Origin of the sequence: Sulfobacillus thermosulfidooxidans DSM 9293 (genome assembly GCF_900176145.1) — a bacterium.
GTDB classification, from domain to species: domain Bacteria; phylum Bacillota; class Sulfobacillia; order Sulfobacillales; family Sulfobacillaceae; genus Sulfobacillus; species Sulfobacillus thermosulfidooxidans.
In genome coordinates, this window is sequence record NZ_FWWY01000001.1 from 79,811 (window position 1) to 104,268 (window position 24,458).

Annotated in this window: 19 protein-coding genes and 7 tRNA genes; 7 read left to right on the top strand and 19 right to left on the bottom strand. The window is 47.0% G+C overall.

Annotated features, from left to right (window positions below; translation table 11 throughout):
* Window positions 1-53: 53 nt before the first annotated feature.
* The 8 genes from B8987_RS00435 to B8987_RS00470 all read right to left on the bottom strand — a co-directional run bounded on the left by B8987_RS00435 (window position 54) and on the right by B8987_RS00470 (window position 9,067).
* Window positions 54-881, bottom strand: a complete 828-nt coding sequence (locus tag B8987_RS00435; protein ID WP_084660647.1) for a prephenate dehydratase — start codon at window positions 879-881, stop codon at window positions 54-56.
* A complete protein-coding gene (ilvE, locus tag B8987_RS00440) occupies window positions 878-1,777 on the bottom strand; it encodes a branched-chain-amino-acid transaminase (RefSeq protein WP_084660648.1) in 900 nt (299 codons plus the stop codon). The genes B8987_RS00435 and ilvE overlap by 4 nt, the downstream gene beginning before the upstream one ends.
* A gap of 42 nt (window positions 1,778-1,819) precedes the next feature.
* Window positions 1,820-3,487 (bottom strand): biosynthetic-type acetolactate synthase large subunit, encoded by a 1,668-nt coding sequence (gene ilvB / locus B8987_RS00445; RefSeq protein ID WP_028962409.1) that lies wholly within the window; start codon window positions 3,485-3,487, stop codon window positions 1,820-1,822.
* Complete coding sequence (gene leuB, locus B8987_RS00450) at window positions 3,484-4,566, bottom strand: 3-isopropylmalate dehydrogenase (protein WP_084660649.1); 1,083 nt, start codon at window positions 4,564-4,566, stop codon at window positions 3,484-3,486. Before leuB ends, ilvB begins: the two co-directional genes overlap by 4 nt.
* A gap of 26 nt (window positions 4,567-4,592) precedes the next feature.
* A complete protein-coding gene (locus tag B8987_RS00455) occupies window positions 4,593-6,122 on the bottom strand; it encodes a 2-isopropylmalate synthase (RefSeq protein WP_028962411.1) in 1,530 nt (509 codons plus the stop codon).
* The gene (gene ilvC, locus B8987_RS00460; RefSeq protein WP_084660650.1) at window positions 6,119-7,153 is read right to left on the bottom strand and encodes a ketol-acid reductoisomerase; all 1,035 of its coding nucleotides are present in this window, start codon (window positions 7,151-7,153) and stop codon (window positions 6,119-6,121) included. Before ilvC ends, B8987_RS00455 begins: the two co-directional genes overlap by 4 nt.
* Window positions 7,098-7,634, bottom strand: a complete 537-nt coding sequence (locus B8987_RS00465) for an ACT domain-containing protein (protein WP_084660651.1) — start codon at window positions 7,632-7,634, stop codon at window positions 7,098-7,100. Before B8987_RS00465 ends, ilvC begins: the two co-directional genes overlap by 56 nt.
* A gap of 593 nt (window positions 7,635-8,227) precedes the next feature.
* Window positions 8,228-9,067, bottom strand: a complete 840-nt coding sequence (locus tag B8987_RS00470) for a phosphotransferase family protein (protein ID WP_084660652.1) — start codon at window positions 9,065-9,067, stop codon at window positions 8,228-8,230.
* An 82-nt stretch (window positions 9,068-9,149) separates the two neighbouring features.
* Here B8987_RS00470 and B8987_RS00475 point away from each other — a divergent pair, with 82 nt between their 5' ends.
* From B8987_RS00475 to B8987_RS00505, 7 genes are read left to right on the top strand one after another with little or no spacing between them, the layout of a single operon-like run.
* Entirely contained in the window at window positions 9,150-10,508 is a 1,359-nt protein-coding gene (locus B8987_RS00475; RefSeq protein WP_084660653.1) for an isochorismate synthase, read from the top strand.
* Window positions 10,508-12,205: a 2-succinyl-5-enolpyruvyl-6-hydroxy-3-cyclohexene-1-carboxylic-acid synthase gene (gene menD / locus B8987_RS00480; protein ID WP_084660654.1), complete on the top strand. Its 1,698-nt coding sequence runs from the start codon at window positions 10,508-10,510 to the stop codon at window positions 12,203-12,205. Before B8987_RS00475 ends, menD begins: the two co-directional genes overlap by 1 nt.
* 59 nt (window positions 12,206-12,264) lie before the next feature.
* Entirely contained in the window at window positions 12,265-13,110 is an 846-nt protein-coding gene (gene menH / locus B8987_RS00485; protein ID WP_084660655.1) for a 2-succinyl-6-hydroxy-2,4-cyclohexadiene-1-carboxylate synthase, read from the top strand.
* Between the two features lie 5 nt (window positions 13,111-13,115).
* Window positions 13,116-13,934, top strand: a complete 819-nt coding sequence (gene menB / locus B8987_RS00490; RefSeq protein WP_020374491.1) for a 1,4-dihydroxy-2-naphthoyl-CoA synthase — start codon at window positions 13,116-13,118, stop codon at window positions 13,932-13,934.
* A 3-nt stretch (window positions 13,935-13,937) separates the two neighbouring features.
* Entirely contained in the window at window positions 13,938-15,404 is a 1,467-nt protein-coding gene (gene menE, locus B8987_RS00495) for an o-succinylbenzoate--CoA ligase (protein ID WP_028962416.1), read from the top strand.
* A 43-nt stretch (window positions 15,405-15,447) separates the two neighbouring features.
* On the top strand, window positions 15,448-16,314 hold the full coding sequence (menA, locus tag B8987_RS00500) for a 1,4-dihydroxy-2-naphthoate octaprenyltransferase (RefSeq protein WP_084660656.1): 867 nt from the start codon (window positions 15,448-15,450) through the stop codon (window positions 16,312-16,314).
* Between the two features lie 26 nt (window positions 16,315-16,340).
* Window positions 16,341-16,724, top strand: a complete 384-nt coding sequence (locus B8987_RS00505) for a hypothetical protein (RefSeq protein ID WP_084660657.1) — start codon at window positions 16,341-16,343, stop codon at window positions 16,722-16,724.
* 4 nt (window positions 16,725-16,728) lie between these two features.
* On the opposite strand, the gene B8987_RS00510 is transcribed toward B8987_RS00505, so the two are convergent.
* The 11 genes from B8987_RS00510 to B8987_RS00560 all read right to left on the bottom strand — a co-directional run bounded on the left by B8987_RS00510 (window position 16,729) and on the right by B8987_RS00560 (window position 24,375).
* A complete protein-coding gene (locus tag B8987_RS00510; RefSeq protein WP_084660658.1) occupies window positions 16,729-17,385 on the bottom strand; it encodes a hypothetical protein in 657 nt (218 codons plus the stop codon).
* A gap of 558 nt (window positions 17,386-17,943) precedes the next feature.
* Window positions 17,944-18,019 (bottom strand) — tRNA-Gln (locus B8987_RS00515).
* A 15-nt stretch (window positions 18,020-18,034) separates the two neighbouring features.
* Window positions 18,035-18,110, bottom strand: a tRNA-Ala gene (locus B8987_RS00520).
* Window positions 18,111-18,115: 5 nt separating this feature from the next.
* A tRNA-Gly gene (locus B8987_RS00525) sits at window positions 18,116-18,189 on the bottom strand.
* 5 nt (window positions 18,190-18,194) lie between these two features.
* Window positions 18,195-18,271 (bottom strand) — tRNA-Trp (locus B8987_RS00530).
* Between the two features lie 5 nt (window positions 18,272-18,276).
* Window positions 18,277-18,353: transfer RNA gene (locus B8987_RS00535), tRNA-Lys, on the bottom strand.
* A gap of 4 nt (window positions 18,354-18,357) precedes the next feature.
* Window positions 18,358-18,433, bottom strand: a tRNA-Glu gene (locus tag B8987_RS00540).
* Between the two features lie 2 nt (window positions 18,434-18,435).
* Window positions 18,436-18,511, bottom strand: a tRNA-Ala gene (locus B8987_RS00545).
* Between the two features lie 137 nt (window positions 18,512-18,648).
* Window positions 18,649-20,622: a sensor domain-containing diguanylate cyclase gene (locus B8987_RS00550; RefSeq protein WP_020374485.1), complete on the bottom strand. Its 1,974-nt coding sequence runs from the start codon at window positions 20,620-20,622 to the stop codon at window positions 18,649-18,651.
* Between the two features lie 96 nt (window positions 20,623-20,718).
* Complete coding sequence (locus B8987_RS00555; RefSeq protein WP_020374484.1) at window positions 20,719-21,261, bottom strand: flavin reductase; 543 nt, start codon at window positions 21,259-21,261, stop codon at window positions 20,719-20,721.
* Between the two features lie 48 nt (window positions 21,262-21,309).
* Window positions 21,310-24,375 (bottom strand): DNA polymerase III subunit alpha, encoded by a 3,066-nt coding sequence (locus tag B8987_RS00560; protein ID WP_084660659.1) that lies wholly within the window; start codon window positions 24,373-24,375, stop codon window positions 21,310-21,312.
* Window positions 24,376-24,458: the final 83 nt, after the last annotated feature.

Genomic DNA, 24,458 nt, shown 5'->3' on the forward strand with positions numbered 1-24,458 from the left:
GTTATCATATCACCAATTTCGTGGCACCTATTTCTCATTTTTCCATGTCATGGTCATTCACTCAAAACAGGATAGGTACCAAAACGCCTAAACCATTCCAAATCAGACAGGCCACTTTCCCAAGCCTGATCGAGGCTTTGGGCGTCTCCCACGACATCAATCCAAAAACGATATGCAAAGGGGGCGCCAGGTCGTGGCCGTGATTCGACTTTCGAGAGATTTAGCCCAAATTTCTTATACCACAGCAAATAATTGACTAAGGCCCCTGGTTTATCGGGTAAATCAAACACTGCACTTGTCTTCATCCGATTCAAGGGTGAGGTGAGATGAATCGGTCGCTGACTCAATAGCCAAAATCGCGTTCGGTTATCGGGATGATCCTGGATTCCACGTCGTACAATATTGAGACCATAAATTTCCGCAGCTCGGGGACTGGCAATGGCTCCAACATCTTCCCTCCGAGATTCTAACAATTCCTTGGCACTGCCAGCAGTGTCCAACGCCACTTCAACGATAAGCCCATGCTCACGACAGAACATTTGACTCTGCATCAAGGCTTGGGGATGAGAACGCACCTTTTTAATACGGGACAAATCGGAATGCCCATAGGCCATTAAGGCCAATTCAACAGGCTGAACCGCCTCAGCCCAAATGGACAGGGTTGAGGCGGTTAGTAAATCTAAAACATCATAGACAGGTCCCCGGTAGGCATTTTCGATGGGCAATAATCCCACCGCATTGGGGTTGTCTTGCAAGGCCTGGAAGGTCTCGGCAAACGTGGGAAACCCTTGGGGCATCGCATTCGGCCAATGTGACAGAATGGCCGCTTCACTAAACGCACCCGGAGACCCCTGATAATAAACGACGGTTCCGTCAATCATGCAGTAGCCACATCCGTGTCGTATACCGGAACACCTGAGGACCGGGAATATTCACGGAAGGCAGTTAAGACCTTAGCCGTTATGGGGCCCACGCGGCCCGTGCCAATGACACGTCCGTCACACATCACAGCCGGAATCACTTCAGCAGCCGTTCCCGTTAAGAAACATTCATCAGCCGTATATAAGTCATGCAACGTAATGTTTTCTTCCCTGCAAGTAATCCCCATCTCTCGCGCTAGCGCGATAACAACCTGACGTGTTATCCCATTGAGAATCCCCGCATATGTTGGAGGAGTGATCAAGGCACCTTGGCGAACAATAAAGATATTGTCTCCCGTGCCTTCCACAACATAGCCCTGGTGATTAAGCAGTACGACTTCGGGAAGTCCGCGCAAGTTAGCCTCAATCTTGGCCAAAATATTATTCAAGTAATTTAAAGATTTTATAGAAGGGTTTAAGACATCGGTAGCCGGACGCCTCGTTGATACCGCGGCCAACTCTAAACCGCGTTGATAAAGTTCCTCAGGATATAATGAAATCCGATCCGCGATAATAATAACACTAGGATGCGAACATTTCGTTGGGTCCAAACCTAAATCCCCTGGTCCGCGGGACACAACAAGACGAATATAGGCATCTGTAAGACCGTTCTCGCGAACGGTCGCACAGACAGCCTCCGCAAGTTCTTCGCGCGTATATGGAATATCTAATAGGATACTTTTGGCGGAATCAAATAAACGGTCTAAGTGTTCTTCCAGTTTAAAGACACGGCCTTCGTAGGCCCGAATACCTTCAAAGATGCCGTCCCCATAAAGAAACCCATGATCGAACACGGACACACGTGCTTCAGTAGCGGGTACCATGGCCCCATTGAAGAAGATCTTTAGTTCACTCATTATGCGCGCCTCCTGTATATGCATCTCTTGCGGTATCCCATCTTAACCTTCTAGCACCATCGATAATGGTTGCCCAGCAGGAACCATGGGAAATACGTGTTCATCTTTGGGGACCATTACTTCCAACAATACCGGGCCATTAATGGACTCCATAATGCGCAAAGCTTCGTCTAACGCTTCTTCAGAATTTACACTAAATCCATGAATACCAAAGGACTCAGCTAAGCGAACAAAATCGGGATTCACCAAGTCTACACCGATACGGCGTTTGCCATGAAACAGATCTTGCCATTGCCGTACCATGCCGTGTCCCTCATTGTTCAACACAATCATCCAGATAGGAATATTGTATTGAGCGACGGTGGCTAACTCTTGGAGATTCATTTGGAAACTCCCATCTCCAGCAATTAAAATGACGCGATTATTCCCCGCAGCAAATTGTGCTCCCATAGCGGCTGGAAACCCATATCCCATGGTTCCCGCTCCACCCGAGGTAAGAAATGTGCGAGGCTTTTCTCGACGGAGAAAGAGTGCTCCCCACATTTGATGTTGTCCCACCTCGGTGACCACAATGTCATCCGGTCGTAAATGACGGTTGATGACCTGCATCACCGCAGGAGATGCGATGGTCCCTTCAGGTGCCGGATTAATTCGTAATGGGTGAGACGCTTTCCACTGATTAATCGTATCCCACCATTCGGAATGCGTCGTATTCGGTACGATTTTCAGCATTTTCGGTAAAACGCGCCGCAAATCCCCATGAATAGCGACGTTGGGCCGAACCAACTTGCTTAATTCGGCGGCATCCACATCCACATGAATAATCCGTGCATTAGGCGCAAACTCATCCAGTTTTCCGGTGACCCGGTCATCGAACCGAGCACCTAATGCAATAACCAAATCGGCATGTTGCATGGCATTGTTAGCATACCAGGTCCCATGCATCCCTAACATCCCCAGTGCCTTGGGATGTGTACTGGGGAAAGCTCCAATGCCCATTAAGGTGTGTGCAACAGGACAATCATAGGTTTCTGCAAATTGCATGACATAATCTTGCGTGCCACTCGAGACAACCCCTCCACCCACATACAGTAAGGGCCGCGAGGCCGAACGCAAGTAGGATTTGGCTCGTGCCCATGTAATCGGCTTTTCTTCCCATTCGCTTTCAGGTGCGTCTTTTGCCGGCAAACCCTTCCATTCCGGACACTCCATGAATTGAATATTTTTTGGGAATTCAACAACAACTGGTCCCGGACGTCCGCTACGGGCCGTCTCCCATGCTTGCAGCAGGACATCCGCCACTTCTTGGGGATCCGTTATACGCCAACTATGCTTAACAACGGGCATCGTCATACTAAACAAGTCAGCTTCTTGAAAGGCATCAGTCCCTATTAACGTTGTCGGCACTTGCCCTAAAATCAGAACTACTGGTACAGAATCAGTCATAGCCGTGACCAGTCCGGTAATAACATTGGTGCCTCCAGGTCCCGAGGTTGCCAAAACGATAGCCGGTTTTCCCGTGACTCGTGCATAACCATCCGCCGCATGGATGGATGCCGCTTCATGGCGAGAAACCACAAATTCAATGGCATCATTTTGACGTGTCGCTAACGCATCAACGAGCGGCAAAATTGCGCCACCAGGAACTCCAAACACAACCGTGGTACCTAACCGCGACAATACTTCCCAGGTTAACTCTGCTCCAGTCATGATATCTTCCTCCTTTGCCAAATGTGTTCAAGACGTTGTATGACCGCCTGGGTAAATTCTTCAGTGCTGGCATTGCCCCCCAGGTCAGGCGTATGAGGCCCTTCCGCCAAACTTTCAGCCACAGCCGATTCAATCAACTGTTGAGCTTCTGACTCTGACCAACTCCACCCCACAAGATAGGCTAGGGATAACATGGCCCCTGTCGGATTGGCGATGCCTTTTCCGGCAATATCCGGCGCTGAGCCGTGCACCGGCTCGAACAAGCCCCGTGTTCCAGGCGTTCCGGCCACGGACGATGAACCGAGAAGTCCTAATGAACCCACTAAGCCTCCCGCCAAGTCGCTTAGGATATCGCCAAACAAGTTTTCCGTCACAATGACTTGATACCGGTCGGGGTTCAAGACTAAATCCATAGCGGAGGCATCAACATAACGGTGCACAACCGGCACATCGGGAAATTGCTTGGACAATTCATCAGTCACTTCACGCCATACCCGTGAGCTTTCTAAGACGTTAGCCTTATCAACAGATGTTAGGGTCAGGTGATGATCTCGTGCATACTCAAAAGCCAACTTGATAATGCGCCACATTTCCGAACGCCGATATTGCAAGGTATCAATCACTTCGAGATCTCCGGGCAAAAACCGGCGCCCTCTGGGCTCACCAAAATACAATCCTCCCGTTAGTTCCCGAAAAATAATGCCATCAACCTGGGCCTTGCGTAATGGGGAAAGATGCTCTAGCCCTTTAAAAACGTGATAGGGACGCAAATTGGCCCATAATCCCATGTATTGACGCATCGCGAGCAGACCAGCCTCAGGTCTTTTGGGTGCCTGGTCCCATTTGGGTCCACCGACAGCTCCTAGTAATACCGCGGAAGCTTTGTCGATAGCCCTTTGCGTTTTTTCCGGAAATGGATCCCCATAAGTATCGATAGCAGTTCCGCCAATATCGGCGCGCTCTATTTCAACAACCCATCCCCCAATTTCCGCCACCCTATCGAGAACTTGTAATGCAGCGCCTGTAACTTCTGGTCCGATACCGTCCCCTGCCAAAACTAAAAGTTGGTGATTCGCCATAGTATCCTCCTAAATAAGCTCTGTCTTTATGCCACGACATTTTGGACCCGCTCAAAGAGATAGGCTAAGGCCTCATGAAGCGCCACAGCTGTGGCCTTCATCACATCACTGTCTGCTGCTTGGCCCCGAGTTTCGCAATCATATCCATGAATTTCGACACGAACTGAGGCGAGCCCCGCTTCTCCGGGTGAAATCGGTGCCAGATGATATGAGGTTAATTGCACATGATCCAGCGACAGGGCCCGCGCAAAAGCTTGAAAGAGAGCATGTACAGGCCCATCGCCACTTCCGGAGTCCTCGCGAATTTCTTGGCCAACGCGGACGGAAACATAAGCCACAGGCCGATTATGGCTTCCTGTACTGACTTGCCAATGAACTAATTCCGTATTACGTGAGCGGCGAACTTGCCCAACTTCTTCTTGCCAGATCGCTTCTAAGTCCTGATCGTTGATATCACTCTTCAGTTCTCCTAACGTTTTCACGCGCTGCTGGATCTGGTCAATTTGGCTTGGGGTGGCATGAAGACCCAATTCTTCTAAGCGCTGACGCAAAGCATGACGGCCTGAATGTTTACCTAACACAAGCTTGGTCATGCCCCAACCGACGGCTTCAGGCGTTAAGATTTCATAGGTTGAACGATCTTTCAACATGCCATCTTGATGAATACCGGATTCATGGCGAAAGGCGTTCTTGCCCACAATGGCTTTATTGGGCTGCACTGGCATTCCCGTTAACTGACTGACTAATTGGCTTGCCCGGTAAATTTCTTGGGTCTTGATGTGATGCTGGACATGATATTGGTCCTGTCTTGCGGTTAAGGTCATGACAACTTCTTCTAAAGAAGCATTTCCCGCGCGTTCACCAATACCGTTGATCGCCACTTCCACCTGACGGCACCCTGCTTCAATGCCCGACAAGGAATTCGCGACGGCCAAGCCCAAATCATCGTGACAATGAACAGACAATGTAATGCGAGGATCAGCTATGGCCTTTCTGAGATGAGTGATGAGCTGAAAGTATTCACGAGGAGTGGTGTAGCCGACGGTATCAGGAAAATTCAGTGTGGTCGCTCCCGCATCCACGGCTAATCGTCCTGCTTGCACCAAAAACTCGACTTGGGACCTCGTAGCATCTTCGCATGAAAATTCCACATCGTCCACATACATGCGTGCGACCCGTACCATTTGGTCAATGCGCTCTAGGACCTGTTCAGGCGTCATCCGTAATTTCGCTTGCATGTGGATCGGAGACGTCGCAATAAATACATGAATCCTGGCTTTATCCGCTTTTTCCAGTGCCCGTGCAGCTTGCTCGATATCCTGACGGTTACAGCGGGCCAAGGCTGTAATGGTAGGGCCCTTAATATTTTCCGCGATCCGCGATACCGCTTCAAAATCTCCTGGTGAAGCTTGCGGAAAACCGGCCTCCAAATAATCCACACCTAAGCGCGCCAATTGTTCGGCAATCGCTAATTTTTCTTGAGTACTTAACGCCACCCCAGGGGATTGTTCTCCATCTCGCAAGGTTGTATCAAATATCCTGACAGTATCTGTCATGATTTGACCTCCTTTTGAATCCCATCCTCCTCTACTACAGATGGTTTCAACCACGACATCATCGAGCGCAAATCCCGTCCAACGCTTTCCACCGGATGTTCTTTGGCATCGCGTCGCATCCGGTTGAATTCCGGGCGCCCCTTGGCGTTTTCGGCCATCCAACGTTCCGCGAAGGTTCCATCCTGAATGTCTTTCAGAACTCGTGCCATTTCTTGCTTGGTCTCCTGGGTTACAATCCGCGGTCCCACACTCAACCCGCCATATTCGGCTGTATCGGAAACCGAATACCACATGGCCCCCATTCCGCCTTCATAAATCAGGTCCACAATCAATTTCAATTCATGAAGGGTTTCAAAGTAAGCAATTTCGGGCTGATATCCCGCTTCTACTAATGTTTCAAATCCTGCTTGAATGAGTTGGGACACTCCCCCGCACAAAACCGTTTGTTCACCAAATAAATCTGTTTCGGTTTCCTCAGCAAAAGTGGTCTGAATCACTCCGGCTCGTGTAGCTCCAATGCCCTTTGCATAAGCCAAAGCAATATCAAGAGCGTGACCAGTCGCGTCTTGTTCCACGGCCACCAGTGCCGGAGTTCCTTGTCCTTCAACATATAGCCTTCGAACCAAATGTCCTGGCGCTTTGGGCGCAACCATAAAGACGTCGACATCATTCGGTGGAATAATCTGTTTAAAACGGATAGCAAATCCATGCGCGAAGGCTAAGGCTTTACCCGGTTTGAGTCCTGGTTTGATACATTCCTCGTATAACGGTCCTTGTAAATGATCTGGTGTTAAAATCTGAATGACATCGGCTGCTTGGGCTGCATCTTTGACATCCATGGTTTGAAATCCTTGCTCATTCGCCCGGTCGCGGGAGCGCCCCGGCCGAATTCCAATAATCACGTTAACACCAGACTCGCGTAAGTTTAATGCATGTGCATGACCTTGACTCCCATATCCGATGACTGCAACGGTTTTACCGGTTAACCACCTCAGATCGGCGTTGTCGTCGTAATATAATTTTGCGTTCATGATTCCATCCTCCTCGAGTGTGGTAGACTGATTTTTTTGGCATTTTGTCACTAATCTTAAGTGTCAAACAACTTGGAAATAGTGCGAAAACACGGGCGTGATTGTCTTCAATCCACTGTTCTATGGCATGCCTTGGTCCTGCGACCGTGTAATACCCCGCGTGGGAATCAATGGGTGTAGCGGAAACTAAAGGAACATGCGTCGGCTTTTGTGTTGGGACGGCGGCCACAAGCACTGTATGGTAACTATTTTTCACAATAAAGGTGCGAGTCACATCTTGATGCCGGGTCATTTGCCGACGAATCCATTGAGCTCGTTCGTGCGTGCCCGCAATACCAATCATAACGGTCAATCGCGATGTGTCCCGGTCTTTTTTAATCGTCATTTGTTCAATATCCACGTTCCGTTGTCCAAGCATTAACAGCAACCGTTGAATTGCGCCTGGCTTATCTTGCAATTCCACACCGATAAATGGATTCATAAGTGCAAACCCCCTTACATCTCAAATAAAAAATCCCTTTCGCCGTGACGGCTGAAAGGGACGCGGTTGCGTGGTACCACCCTTACTTCTCCTCTTTGTTCAAAGAGGACTCGTGCGACTGATAACGGAATTCATCCGGCTTCGTCTACCTCCGGTCAATGCCGGTCTCGGGAAGCATGCTCAGGGGTGAGACAATAATCCGGCCAAAGCCCGAGCTTCCACCGTCCTCGGTTCGCTGTCAGTGGTTAACGGATTATAATTCCCCGTCATTGCAGAAACTTTTCTCTGGGTAACACAAAAAGACCCAGAGCAAGTTCAACTACTGCCGAACCTGCCACGGGTCTTTTATCCCCATGGTGTAGCTCCTACAAGGAGCCTGTACCGCTTGGTCCTTCCCACTATGGGCGGATCCCTAGGTACACTCCGACGAAAAATGTTATACAAGCACTATACCATTCGTGATAAAAATAACAAGTGCTAAATGCCGAATTTTACATAATTTTTTTCGACTAAATTCGTCAACCTTGCACTGTTATTTCATTATGATTGTTATGCTGCAAATCCAAAACATAGTACGTTATTCGCATTAGAAATCAAATTCCCTTCCGAAACATTTCGATGGCTTGTTCTACGTCTTGCACATGTCCTTGGTCAAGACCATGTAAAATGGTATGTAAGACCTTCATTTGTCGATAAAATTGTCTATGGCCGTCCGAATCGATTTGCTGAGCATAAAGAGCCAATTCATCTGTTTCCCATTGGATAGGAATTCCGGCTAAATCATATGCGGGATCCCCTACCGTCATGTCACCAAAATCGATGATGCCTTTGATGAATCCATTCTCCGCAATTATGTGTTCTGGGGTGAGATCTCCATGAATCAAGGATACTGACCATGAAGATTGGGAGATGTCATCAAGAAACTGGTCAAAATAATGGCTAGTGCGGCGCTGTTCTTTAACACTGAGTAAAGGATAAATTTTCTCTTGCGTTTCCTGGTATAAATGCTCAAAACGTTTCACCCACCGGTGGCGGTGATGACTGATAACCGTTTTTTGAGGCAGGTATGTATCTTGATGCAATGTGCGCAAAAATTGTGCCAATTGTCGAATCATATGATCCGTCGGTGTAGCTCTCCGCAAATCCTTCCCTGAAATTAATGGATAAACTCCTAATGCTCCGGATGTTTTGATGTAGTGAGGAAAATCTAGAGGGAGGGATAATGTATGAAGTTTCGCCATTTCATATTGTAAGTGCGTTTGTGACCAGGGATTCTTGGGAACTCTTATGACCATCTCTTTTGACGTCAGGTAAATTCTATAATCCCATCCTTCGGCAAATAACGTAAGCTGACTAGCTAGTTGTGGATACATTTGGGCTAGATATTGTTCCACCAATAATTTTGTTTGCAATCCCCACATTTTGGACGCCACGCCAAAAACCTCCTCGAAATGTTCCTTTCAAGAATCATACGCATTCATTGATTTCTTGGCCATACAGTCCTATTATGACAATATGAACACGCATTCAGTTGGTACGGAATTGAATATCGAACGAGTACTGACAGAACGATATAAACAATGTCAAGCAGATTATCCTTCGTGCTTTTATCAACACGATGTGCAATCTCCTGTGTCCGATCTCACCACTCCTTTAGATGCGGTTAAGGATGGTTGGTATATTCGCACGAATGGTGGAGACGAATTTCTGGGTCTCGGTATTGCCAAACAATGGAAGTTGCCAAATGTGTCCGCTTTACGGTCTTTTGACCGCGAGAGGTTGAACCTCATCGAAATGGGTTTACGGCCCAACACACTTATAGCCGGTGGATGGTCTTTTAGTTCATCACCGAGTCCGGATCATTTGTGGGATGCGTTTAGCTTTTCCCATTGGACAGTGCCGGCTCTCTTTATTCGAAAAACCGCAAATGGGTATTCAGCGCAGCTCACCCTGTTTATTGATCGCCATCAATCATTGAATGAAATTCTTGATTATTATGCGGGAATTTTTGACAGTGTTATGCACCCGGTTTCTACATGTTCTCCCAAAGTACTCGGGTCTCAGTCTTATCCCTCAGCCCAAGAATGGACCAAACGCGTTGATGATGCCATTTCTGCCCTGAGATCAGGCCATCTATCCAAATTAGTCTTAGCTAGGCGTGTGGATGCCACTTTTGCCACGTCTCCCAATTTGGGGAATATCTTAAAACGCTTGCAACATCATAACCCTTCCACGACAATTTTTGCCATAAAATCGCAAGGACATACGTTTTTAGGTGCGACTCCTGAACGCTTAATTGCTGTACACAACCATCATCTGCGCACTATGGCGCTGGCCGGGACTATGCCGCGCGGCAAAACAGCAGAAGATGATCGCGCTCAGATCACTGACTTACTGTCCAGTGAGAAAGACCAGAGAGAACACGCAACCGTTGTCAAACGCATTACCGATACCCTGAGCCCGTACGCTAATTTAACGATGCCAAAGCGGCCTCAAGTTCTCACCCTGTCTAATGTCCACCATTTGTGGACACCTATCGAGGGACAATTGCGGGAAAATGCCAGTCTATTGTCCTTGGCAACGCTTCTTCATCCTACGCCAGCAGTAGGCGGCGAGCCGCGGGAAGCAGCGATTGAATGGCTGCAAAAATATGAAGGATTGAACCGGGGATGGTATGCCGGCGGTGTCGGATTTATGGACTTACAGGGAAATGGAAGCATTTGGGTTGCTCTCCGTTCCGCTTTAATTCGAGACCGCACCGCGCATTGTTACGCGGGATGCGGCATAATGCAAGACTCGATTGCCGAACGGGAACTGGCGGAATCGGAATGGAAATTGCAAGCCATGTTAAACGCCTTAGGAGTGAATGACTAATGTCTCAAATTCATGATGTTACTCAATATTTATCGTCTTTTGTCAATGCTCTTTATGCGAGTGGAGTCACTGAAGCCGTTATCTGCCCAGGTTCTCGATCAACGCCCTTGGCTTTGGCTCTACAGCGACAGGGAAAAATCACTCCTTACGTTTTAATGGACGAACGATCGGCTGCTTTTTTTGCCTTAGGCATGGCCAAAGTCAGTGGCAAACCCGTGGTTCTCCTGTCCACTTCGGGAACAGCAGCCGCCAATTTTATGCCAGCAGTTGTTGAGGCCTATTGGGCACATGTTCCCCTCATCATATTAACGGCCGATCGTCCTCCTGAACTGCGTGATTCAGGTGCCAGTCAAACCATCGACCAAGTACGCCTATATGGCAGTCACGTGAAATGGTTTCAAGACATGCCCATTACTAATGGGGATGAAGCCCTGAACCGTTTTGCGGCCATTACCGCAGAACGAGCTGTCTATTATGCCTCAATCCAGCCCCATGGCCCCGTTCATCTTAATTTCCCGTTTCGAGAACCGTTACTGATTGAAGACACTATGAGGTCATCAACCATGATGCCGACGCCACGAGTAATTCCCAGCATTGCGTCACCTCATCCGGTCCTTATTCGGAATGTGGTCCATTCTCTGCGTTCTTACCGCCAAGGACTCATTTTAGTGGGAGCTGGATTGATGCGCCCAGCCTTGACACAGATCTTACGATTGTCGGAAAAGCTCCAGTGGCCAATTTTTGCTGACCCGTTATCCAATATACGCGGTCTAGACCCTCACATTATCGGGACTTATGATGCCTTTTTGCGAAATCGCACGGATTTACCCATTATCGACTGTATCATTCGGTTTGGAGCGCCAATGACCTCAAAGGCATTAAATTTATATACCGAAAATAGCTATGCAATTATTGTGGACGGGGAAAATAGTTACCGGGAACCCCAGTTACAGCCCGGCCAGGTAATTGAGGGCGACCTCAACGAGGTTCTTGTAGCCATTAATCAACAACTGGAATTGGAATCTTTCTCATCCGATTCCCGCTGGTACACATTTTGGATGCAAAAGCATCACGAGATGTTAGCTCGTATTGAAAACACGATGCCAACCCTTCGCGAACCTGCGGAACCATTTCTATACTACCATCTGAATCAGTGGCTAACCCCTGTAGCTCCCGTGGACGTTTTTGTCAGTAACAGCATGCCTGTACGCGATCTTGATACATTTACCCAAAATCCCGATAAGTCTATTCAATTTTGGGCAAACCGGGGAGCAAATGGCATTGATGGCATTATTTCCACAACCATGGGGATTGCGGCCATGAAATCACAAGCCGTCTTGATAACTGGAGATTTAGCATTTTATCACGATATGAATGGCTTGTTTGCAGCCAAAAAATATAATTTGGATGTGCTAATCATTGTGATAAATAATGATGGAGGTGGGATTTTTTCTTTTCTTCCCCAAAGCCGTCTTGATCACGAAGAATTTGAAACCTTATTTGGAACTCCCCATGGTCTAACATTCGAGCATGCGGCACTGTTATATGGCGCTCACTACCGCCTGGCGAAGACTCATGATCAACTTCAAAGGGCCTTCTCGGATTTAGTATCCCTTAAGGGTTTGCGCATTTTAGAATGGCAAACTCGTGGACGACCAGAGAATGTGGTCATGCATTATGAATTCTGGCAAGGTTAAGACCCATATACCGGATAAATGCAGGCGCGAAACAAAAGTCCCCAAAGAAGGTTAGAAAAATGGTAAACTCAACGTCGCAAACTATAGTGATAAATCATAATCGTGTCTACCATATTTCTATGGCAGGAAATCCGGCCTTGCCTGCGCTCTTATTATTACATGGTTTTACCGGAAGTCATGCATCTTGGAGTGATTTGCTCCCAGCACTGACACAGGTGTTCAGAGTTGTCATGCCCGATTTGCCTGGCCATGGTCAAAGTTTCTATTCCTCTGATCCCCATGAGATGTCTCTTCATGTCACAGCTCGTGATCTCCAAAAGATTTTAGAACAATTAGGAATTACCAAGGCGGGGGTATTGGGCTATTCAATGGGAGGACGACTCGCATTACATATGCCATTATACGCTCCAAACATGGTCGATTTTCTTATCGTAGAGAGCGCTACAGCTGGCATTGATAATCTTTCTGAGCGGATCCTTCGCCAACAACACGATGAGCAACTGGCCTCATACATTGAAACTCGAGGTCTTGAATGGTTTATCCCCTATTGGAGCCATATTCCTTTATTTGCCAGTCAAAGGACCTTACCTAATGCTATCCTACAACGCCAAGAAGAAATTCGGTTTGGTCATCATCCCTATGGACTAGCTCAAAGCCTAAGAGCCGCAGGAACTGGCCATCAAGCGTCATTATGGCCGATTTTACCCTATTACCGAGCGCCCACACTCATTGTGACAGGCCAATATGATGACAAATACCAGCGTATTGGTCAAAAACTTCATCACATGATGCCGAACAGTCAATGGGTGAATATCGCCCATGCTGGGCACACCGTTCACTTAGAACAACCCGCATCGTTTCTGTCGGCGATTGAACAGTTTTACCTAACAATTTTATCGAGGTGATAAGTATGTCAATTCAGTGGACCTTAAAAAAAGAGTATTCCGATGTCTTATTAGAAGAGTACGAAGGCATAGCCAAAATTACCATTAATCGACCAGAAGTTCGTAATGCGTTTCGTCCTCAGACTCTTTTTCAACTTTCCGATGCCTTTAATATTGTTCGCGATGACCCCAACATCGGGGTGGCCATTCTTACCGGTCAAGGCGACAAAGCATTTTGTTCAGGAGGAGACCAGCGCATTCGCGGTGAAGGTGGCTATGTGGATGATGAAGGCGTTGCCCGGCTAAATGTTCTTGATTTACAAAAACAAATTCGGGCATTGCCTAAACCCGTTATCGCGATGGTTAAAGGTTATGCTATCGGGGGTGGACATGTTCTTCATATTGTCTGCGATTTAACGATTGCAGCCGATAATGCAGTTTTTGGACAAACAGGTCCCAAAGTGGGAAGTTTTGACGCCGGGTACGGAGCCACTTTGCTCGCTCGCATTGTTGGACACAAAAAAGCCCGCGAAATCTGGTACTTATGCCGACAATATTCCGCACAAGAAGCGTTAGAGATGGGACTTGTTAATACCGTTGTACCCTTGGAACGCGTGGAAGAAGAAACGGTACAATGGGCCAAGGAAATCTTAGAAAAGAGCCCGATTGCTATCCGATTCCTTAAGTCAGCCTTTAATGCCGACACAGACGGATTGGCCGGTTTACAAGAATTAGCGGGTAATGCTACGATGCTTTACTATATGACCGAGGAGGCTAAAGAAGGGAAAAACGCATTTTTAGAAAAACGGAAACCCGATTTTTCTAAATTTCCGCGTCTACCCTAATTCATGGCGATGAACCTCATTCCTAATTGGCTATCAATGCGCGCCCAGCTCACTCCTGACCGTTTGGCTCTAACCAATGGTCAGGAGCTCTGGACATTCTTACAACTGGATTTGCTCGTTCGGCGATTGACCACCAGGCTCTCGCGTTTAGGCATCAATGACGGGTCGCGTGTTGCCATCTTGGCAGAGTCCTCTATGCCCATTGTAGCCGTGATTCACGCATTAACAAGGCTTCACGCCATATTAGTGCCACTCAATCCCCGTCTGATGCTGACTGATCTAGAAACCATGTTGAATGATGCCGAACCCGCCGTAGTAATTGCTCCATCTTCGAAAGTTCCATCATTTTCTCACACCATCACCATTGAGGAATTATGGGATCATCTTAACGAAGAGCCTCTGGCCGACCCCTCTTTCATCGATCTCGACCAAATCCAATGTTTAATGTACACATCGGGAACCACGGGGCAGCCCAAAGGCGCTTTGTTATCATATGGCAACATTTTCTATAGTGCCAGTTTTAGTGCCATCCATAATGGCACTTTAGCTTCGGACCTATGGCTACATGTGATGCCGTTATACCATATTGGCGGCCTGTCCATCATTTTTCGTAGTGTGATCACCGGAAATGGTATCGTTCTCCTTCCTCGTTTTGAGACCGACGAGGTCTTGGAGATGATGAGCCGTTATCCCATATCTTTGATGTCTTTGGTTCCCACTATGCTTTACCGACTCTTGTCGGCCAACAAGCCGTTTCCCACCAGTTTGCGATTAATTTTGCTCGGTGGGGCGCCACCGGCTCCCACACTCATTGATGAGGCTCTGACCCGCCAGCTGCCGGTCGTGCAAACTTATGGATTAACAGAAACGAGTTCTCAAATCGCCACCCAATTACTTCACGAATCCCGCATTCACAAAAATGCGGGCCATGCCATTTATCCAACCGACGTGGCCATATTATTCAATCATTCCGTCACCCATAAACCACATCAAACCGGGGAAATTGTCGTTAAAGGTCCCACGGTGTTTCAGGGCTATTGGCATGATCCCGATCAAACGAAAGCGGTATTTTGGCACGATTGGCTGAAAACCGGCGATATTGGGTTTCTCGATGAAAATGGATATATTCACGTCATAGACCGACAAAAAGATCTCATTATTCGCGGCGGAGAAAATATTTCGCCAACCGAAATTGAGAGGGCTTTTCTAGCGCACCCGAAAGTCTCCGATGCGGGCGTATTAGCCATGGAGGACGCAGAATGGGGACAGGTCCCCCTGATCATGTTAGTGACAACGGCCCCTATCACGTTAGCAGAATGTATAACGTGGGCGCACAGGCATTTGTCGGCTATCAAGCGGCCTGTTAAATATTATCATGCTGAAACGCTGCCACGAACCGCCAGCGGAAAATTACGACGCATAGAACTCCGTCAAATGTGGCAAAATGGGGCGTTTCATGAAATATTATGATATTTAATATCGATTAATATCGAATTAAGCGAGGGTATTAGCCATGACATGGCAGCAGTTTCTCAAAGTCAGTCGCCCACCAACGCTGATGGCAACGGTTGTTCCGTTGTTGGTTGGGGGAGCTTTGGCTATCAAATCTCATCATTTTGCTTTGTGGGCATGGGTTGATATTTTTGTCATCGCCCTGATTATGCAAATTGGCGCCAATATGTTGAACGAGTATTTCGATTATAAACGAGGTCTGGATGATCACGAGTCACTGGGTATCGGCGGAATTATCGTCACCGGAGAAGTACGGCCTGAAACCGTATGGTACTCGGCATTAATCATCTACGCCATCGCCTTAGTTCTCGGTCTAATTCTTGTTGCCTTTAGAGGTCCGATATTGTTGGCGATGGGCTTAATGGGCATCATTGCGGGGTTTTTATACACAGGCACATCCCACCCTATCTCCTCAACCCCCTTTGGTGAGGTGTTGGTCACCATTATTATGGGACCTATTGAAGTGCTCTCGACCCAGTTCGCGGCCGGAGACATCATGACTCGTCAAGGAGTTTTATTATCGATTCCCGTTGGCATTTCCGTAGCCACTATTCTTCTCGCCAACAATTTGCGCGATTATGTCAAAGATCGGAATCATGGGCGGAGAACCTTGGCCATTGTTCTTGGTCAACAAGGAGGGTTTTTCGCGCTCAACATCATGATTGCCATCATCTTGGGATGGATTACGGTGATGGTTTTCTTTGGTTCATTGCCCCTCAGTGCTCTTTTAGTATGGCTGGCTCTGCCCTTAGTGGTCAAAAGTCTCAGCGCATTGCACAAACCGGAAGTCTTACCGAAAGCTGTCCCGTTAATAGGGCGGATTCATGTGCTGATTGGCATTTTGTTAACCGTTGGGATATTGTGGTGAATAAGTAAAAACAAAGGAGCAAAAATATGGCAAATAACAATTCCTCTTCACTGGCCAGTTTAAAATTTAATGTGATGATTATGCGCATTGCCTTTCTCATTGCCTTTTTACTGGGTCTAGGCAGCTTATTCAACGTCTTTCATTTTACGGCAACGACGCTTGACGTCCATATCGCTGCTGGGATTATTGTGGCAATTGTGATGTGGTTTTTAGCTATTTCCTTGAGCCGGACCAAACAACGAGGAAGCGGCGCCATGTGGGCCGCCGCTATTCTCATTGTCCTCGGAGGGTTTATTGGTCTCTTTTTCTCCGTAAAGAGTAATGCACTCGGAATTACCCATATGGTGATTATGATCATCGCCATGGGTCTTGCCGAAATGGGTTCGTCTCTGGCCAAAAAGACCTCATAAGACATTAGCCATATTGATGGATAAGATGGGTGAGCTCGGGAGGCATTTCTCCGGGCTCACATTGCTTTAAGGTGTTTGCATTGGCGAGTGTATCAATCTGTAGCACACCACCCGGTAAGTGGGATATGGGAACAGAACCAGGAGGAATGTTGGGGCCTCCAAATTCATCCGGATTAATATGATCTTTTGCCAGTTGTTGCAACATTCCAGCGCTGTACGATACTGGATTGCCAGGAAAGGGTGTTAATGGCGTAAACACATTGTTGCGAGTTCCTAAGGCTTGATCGACCAGATGAGGGTCAACGGCCAAGGCCGCCCGCATGGGTGCAATTGCGTCTACAGGCGTAAACCAATCCATTCCCTTATGAATCGAAAAGTCTTTCATCGGCAATGGTTTCATATTGATAACGACTGTCGTCTGTGGAGTCCCTGCCTCGACACGCAGTTTATACGCGTGAATATCGCTTTCGTATTCCCCTTGCCATCCTGTTACATGGGCTTCTGTAATATTTTGACCCAGTGAGGTGGTTTGAGGAATAAATAACCCGCCCACCGTAAGCAATGCAGCGACCCCGATGATAAAACCCATGCTTTGTGTATTCACAAAAATTCGCGGGATTCCTTCGGCTTGAAGACCAACGCAAGATGACACCAACAACACGTCATCTTGGCGTCCCGCTCCTCCTTTCCACCTCTAGCAAAATTGCACGTTACAAGACGGCGCACTTCAATCGGTCTTCACATGATAATGTGGCCCACCACAACCGCTCAAAAAACGCCAGCCACCTCATAGAAATTAGTCCATTATCATAGTAATGGACTAATCATCTTCAAACTTCCGTTACTAAAATTACTTAAACTTCATAATATGACTCTCTCAAAATCCACGCCGGGTTTGGGATGAGACCCAATAACCACGTCCAGTACCTCTTCATCGATAGAGCCGACCTTTTTAGCGACTATGTCATAAAAATTATAACATGACACATGAACCATGCAATGCCTTCCATGTATTGGGTTTCCTTCACCTGAACTGAACAGACTAAGAGGAGGTTGTTGATGGAACTATGCATTCGATCTTCTCTTCCATAGCCACCATATCGCATAATGGTATTTAAAGGCCCTTCGAGAGTATGCCGTTTAATTCACGATTTAAGTTTCATGATTTAAGTTTTTTGTTGCAAAACAAAAAGCCGCAATCACTTGCGGTTTCATAAAATGGCTGGGGAGGCAGGACTCGAACCTGCGAATGCGGGATCCAAAGTCCCGTGCCTTACCAACTTGGCGACTCCCCAATATTGATTTAATAATGGTGGAGCTTAGCGGGATCGAACCGCTGACCTCCTGCGTGCAAAGCAGGCGCTCTCCCAGCTGAGCTAAAGCCCCGACACTGGAGCGGGTGATGGGAATCGAACCCACGTAATCAGCTTGGAAGGCTGAGGCTCTACCATTGAGCTACACCCGCATATCTGGCAGGCCAGGAGGGAATCGAACCCCCAACCCGCGGATTTGGAGTCCGCTGCTCTACCAATTCGAGCTACTGGCCTAATTTTGGTGGGCCATGAAGGATTCGAACCTTCGACACTCCGCTTAAAAGGCGGATGCTCTAACCAGCTGAGCTAATGGCCCAATTTGGTGACCCCAGCGGGATTCGAACCCGCGTTACCACCTTGAAAGGGTGATGTCCTAGGCCTCTAGACCATGGGGTCTTTGGTGGAGATGAGGGGAATCGAACCCCTGACCTCTTGAATGCCATTCAAGCGCTCTCCCAACTGAGCTACATCCCCATTTGCCACTGTCCACTGCGAACCGCGCTTTCTTATTATAAAGACCTCATGGTCTTCGGTCAAGACTTTTCTTTCGGCTCGTTTGTTGGCGTCGCAACAAAAGCAATTTTATCATCCCCCTGGTCTGTGGTCAACATTCAACCAGCAGCTACGCGATTTTTTCCTTGACGTTTTGCAGCATACATCGCCCGATCCGCCGCAGCAAATAATTCCTCTGCAGTCATGGGCGGATGGAATTCTGCCGCTCCCACACTTATCGTTGCGCCAATCATAGAATCTTTCCATGCAAACTTCCCATCCATTTCGCGACGAATACGTTCCCCCACGCGAAGTGCTTCGTTGAGCTCAGTTTCCGGTAAAATAATTACAAACTCATCGCCTGCATAACGGCAGGCCGTATCACGATCACGAATACTCCGGCGGATAACGTTAGCCAAAATTTGGAGATGCGTATCACCAGCGATATGTCCATACCGATCATTTATTTGTTTTAAACTGTCTGAGTCGATAAGAAGAAGAGACAATGCTGTATTCGTGGCCACGGCATAATCGACCGCGGAACGCAAGACTAGAGAAAAATGACGAGAATTACCAAGGTTAGTGAGATAGTCGGTCAAAGCAATCGACTCGGTTTTCTGGTATAACTGAGCATTTTGAATAGCGATGGCGGCTTGTGACGCCACAGAGGACACAAACTCCATATGGTCATCATCATAATCAATGCGATACGATTGAACCGACATTGCCCCGATAATCCGTCCTTCATAGACCAATGGAGAAAAAATGGCGCTTTTGGGCACGCGGAACGATCCCGTCAATTGCGAGGTTCCCATATTGTCTCGCAATAATAAGGGTTCATTCCGTAATAAGACCTGTTCCGTCGGTGTTCCAGGCCCAATCGCGAGAACCTCTGGAGGATATTCTTTCCCTTCATCATATAAATATTGCATCAGAATATGGCCTGGGTCATTGGGTAAGGTTAAAGCCACAAAAAAAGAATCCGTTTCAAGTTCGTCAGCCACTGCTTGATGCAATGATCGCAACAGTGTCTCCATTTCTAAATTGCGGTTAACAATCCGCCCAACCCGTTCCAACACCGCTAGCAGTCTTCCCCGTTTGAGAGAATTGGCTTGTGCCCCTTCAAAACGAATTTGATTCACGACCATATCGGCGAGTCCTTCAAGAATAACGCGATGGTCATTCAAGGGAGTCTTTTTCCGTACACCGGCAAAGGCTAAAATGCCAATAATTTGATCGCCATCCTTCAAAGGAACCAAAACTAATTCCCGATAACCACGGGATAAGAGGCCATGTCCCACTTTGACCGATTCATGACTTGCTAAATTTTTAAAATAAGTAATATCTAAAGATGTTAATGCCGGTAGTTCATAACTTTCCCGCGGATCCCATTCGCCTTCGACATCTAATCCGATCTGGGCAATTAACTTGAGTTTACCCGACGTGGTCCATTTGGCTGCATAACCCGCTTCGATATCGAGTAGTTGGAGTCCTGTTTGTAAAATAGTCTGCACTACAGCTGGTAAGCTCGACAGTTTAACGACGGACTCCTGCAAACTTTTTAATGCTTGAATTTGTTCCATGGGCAAGCTGCTATTATACAGCGCACGGATGGTTTGCCGCATTGATAACCCTAATGCCGTGGCCGTGATACCTAAAAACCCAAGAATTAATTCACGCCACCAAAATTGCGGGTTGTTCCAGCCATGAGATGCCAATGCATAGGCCAGTAAGATGCCGAGCGTTCCCCATGCTGCCCAAAAAATAGAAGAGTACACTGCTAAAAATAATAAATCAAGGGTATATAACAAAAATGCTTGACTAGCAAATCCGCCGGTAATGTGAATTCCCACCGATATAAGAAAGACATCGATGGGAATCATCACCATATTAAACCGGCTGAGCATATTCTTGTTGTGTCGGTGTTGTCGTACGATTACAGACGCTGCCCAATATAAGCCCACAATAATCCAGACAACCCACCTAAATGGTACTGTCACGGCAAATATTGCCGCTAGCGTCCATTCTAACGAACGAGACGCCCATATCACGTCATCGGTTTCAAAACGTTGCCATATTGACTGCTCGCGCATCGTTATCTCCCAGTACAGTCCAATTTATCCTGTACTGTTCGCGATCTGATTAAAAAAATCCTTTTAAATTGTGAAGAATTTTGTGCCAACTGTTACTTAATTTGGGCGTTCAGGCAATGTTCTCACATCTGCATATCCCCGAAATGGCATTTTAACTTTGGTTATAGCGCCAATATCATTCACTAATAAATCAGGGACTTCGCGAATGATTTTAGCTGTGACGGTATTACCTATCAGCCAATAAAAATCTCCTAAATCAATCCAGTCATCAATCCAGCATTCAAAATGTGCTACCGCGTTGGCCCATAGCGGCACACCCGTCTGTTCGCCATAAATAATCTCATCGACCCCTAGCTTCTCTGGAGTCTGGGCTCCTTGCAAAAAACGTATTAATAAATCCTTTTGGTCTTCGGCCACTAACGATAGGCCTATGCGGCGTCCACGTTGGACGATTGCTGCTCCTTCCATTTCTTTAGCCATAGCAATACCCATACGCGGAGGTTTGTGCGACATGGGGCTAATCCAGCACCCATTATGCATATGACTTTTTTCTCCATCCGATGTCGAAATAATAAACGTTCCACGACGCCGAAAATCATAAACAGGTTCTGTCCAGTCAAACTTCGCTCCTGTATCCATTCGCATCTCCTTCCTGTGTCTTAGAACTCATCACGATGTTTCATTCTGTTAATGAGGAATATCTTGATAAGCCCACGGTGTGATAGTGCGCACATCCATTCCACGATTTTCAACACGTCCTCCTACCATAATAACCGATGTCGTCGGACCAAAGAGCAAATGACCAAACTGTTGATAACCTTGAGGGGATAACCGTGCTTCTAAAACTCCCGTTTCATCTAGAAGAGAAAAAAATACGACGGTCTTCCCACTCCGTGTGGGCGGACGATGAGGGCGAATTAATAATCCTACACACCGGGCAAAACGTCCCGTTTTCATTTGACGTATATCTGACGTCGACAGAAATCCTTGACGACGAAGATATTCGCGCCATGGTGCCATCCATTGCTGATGTTGTCCGAACCCGCAATATTGATAGTCCCATGCATTTTGTGTAGTCAAAGAAGGAGGAGAACCCGATTGGGCATAACGCGCCCTTAAATAGAGACCCTGCGGTAACATTAAGTCTTCTATCAAAAAATTTCGGGGAACGTTGAGGCTATCCCAGGCGCCAATATGAATGGTTATCGTCGCTTGAGTCACCGTTAATCCCAAGTCAAGCAATTGTCGTGGCGAATGAAATCCTTCTTTTGGCCGGTTACTGACAATATGGTTAGCTAACTTCAATCCTAAATGCTTAACAAACCCAAGTCCTATTCTCAGAGCCCTTTCTCCCACTTTTGTGACTCCTACATCACTCTTATTAATATCAATAGGATAAATCTTAATACCCCGACGCCTAGCTTCTACCAAAAGCACATCGATAGGATAATAACCGAGCGGCTCCGCATTAAGTAATCCCATAAAATACTCTGTAGGATAATGTCTTAAAAGATAAGCTGTACGGTAAGCGGTTTCCGCAAAAGCCGCTGCATGTGCTTCATTAAATCCATAACTGGCATACCCAACAATTTGCTGAAACACCGCATCAGCAACCTCTATTGACACACCCCGTTGCTGGGCTTTTTCTTTGAATTTTTGTCCGAGTTCTTGCATATCTTCAACCGACCGAGCGTGAGTCATCACCCGTCTTAAAGCATCAGCTTCTCCTGGAGTAAATCCAGCTAAGGTGCTCGCAATGGCAATCACTTGCTCTTGAAAAAGCACAACGCCATATGTTTTCGATAAAATCGGCTCCAATGCTGGATGCAAATAGGTTACAGATTCCCTCCCTTGTCTGCGGGCGATAAAGGGATCCACCATATTCCCTTTAATAGGTCCCGGTCGAATCAATGCGAGGCTTGCGACAATATCTTCCCACCGATCAGGCTGCAATCTGAGGGCTAAAGAGCGTTGGGCTGGACTTTCGAGTTGAAAAACCCCAATCCCCTCTCCTTGTTGCAACTGTTCATAGGTCTTTACGTCATGTAAGGGAATCGCATCATAAGAAAAATCCGGTGTATCGTGCAAGATCGTTTGGGTTGCAATGTCAACAGCCGTAAAAGTTCTTAATCCCAATAAATCTAATTTCAGCAGTCCCAATGTCTCCACATCACGTTTATCAAATTGGATAATTTGGACACCTTTTTGTGAGATTTCGCGCGGACTAATGGCGGATAACGGTCGATCACTAATCACAACTCCTCCTAAATGTGTCCCAATATGACGAGGTAATCCTTCAATTTTTGCCGCCCATTGCAGAAGCGTTTGGAGTTTAGAGTGTTCCGGATATTGCCGCAACTCAGGAATCTCATTCCAATGAGATATAATATGAGATAGAGAACTTTCGGGAAGCGATTTCGCGACGCGGTCTAACTCTTCAATTGGAAACCCTAAGACTTTTCCCACTTCACGTAGAGCCGAACGTTGACGAAAAGTTTGATACGTGGCCACCCGTGCCACATGTTCTTCTCCATACCGACTGTGAACATACGCAATCACTTGATCCCGGTAACGCGCATCGAAATCTATATCAATATCTGGCATTTCTTGACGTTCCGGACTCATAAATCGTTCAAATAATAAATTGCGAGAAAATGCATCAACCTCTGTAATCCCTAAACAATACGCGACGACAGAATCAGCAGCCGATCCACGCCCTGCAAATCGAATGCGATGTTCTCTGGCAAAACGAGTAACATCCCAAACCACAAGAAAATATTCGGTAAACCCTGAGGCTTCAATAATTTTCAGTTCGTGTTCAATGCGTGGCCATACTTTGGTCAGACGATCCTTATACCGCCATTGGGCGCCTTTTTTGACTAATGTCCTAAGATATTCCTGAGCACTTACATTTGAGGGTAAAGCAAAACGAGGGGCATAACGTTGATTTAAAATATTTGGTGTTTCCAAGCGTTCCGCTAATTGTAAAGTATTGGATAGGGCTTCAGGCCAACGACTTAATGCCGTTTCCATCGCCGACCATGGCTTAATATAATTTTCAGCATTTAAATGTCGTGATGGATCAATCTCTTCAATCTTTTGCCCCAGTCGGATACATGTTAATAAATCAAAAGTCCCAAAATCTTTTTTCTCTGCATAGTGGGCAGCAGAAGTTGCTATGGTCGGAATTTTTTTCCATGCAGACAAATCGGTTAACGCATGAAAAAAAGCACCGTCACCGGGAAGATAATTAGCGGCCATTTCAATAAATAGATTAGATCTCCCAAAAATCGCGGCTAACCGCTCAAGAATCACAGGCATTTGCGTCTTCTGTTGTTTAAACCATGCCTGTCCCAAAATTCCTCGGCGATCGCCTGTTAAGGCCACAAGCCCCGGACCATGACGCTCCAATATGTCCCAACTCACACGAGGATTCAAGCGGGGCGATGTAAGATGAGCCTCTGATAATAACGACACTAAAGCGGAATAACCTACCGTGTTTGGCACAAGCAAAACAAGACGTCCCAGGTCCTCTACTTCAACTTCTGCGCCGACTATAGCTCGAATTCCGAACTGTTTCGCTTCGTTTAAAAATGTCACAATGCCGGATATACGGTGTGTATCTGTTAGGGCTACAGTCGTAATATTTTCTGCGGCCGCTTGCCTAATTAAATCACGCGGTAATGATGCCCCTTCGAGAAATGAAAAAGCTGAATGGACATGCAAATGTGCTCCCGGTCGCGTCAACGTCATAATGATCAAGTCCTCTTGATCCTAGGTATTATGCTATTGAAGAGCCATTGCCTGCAGTTTTTTAATGAGGGGTAGCGCACGAG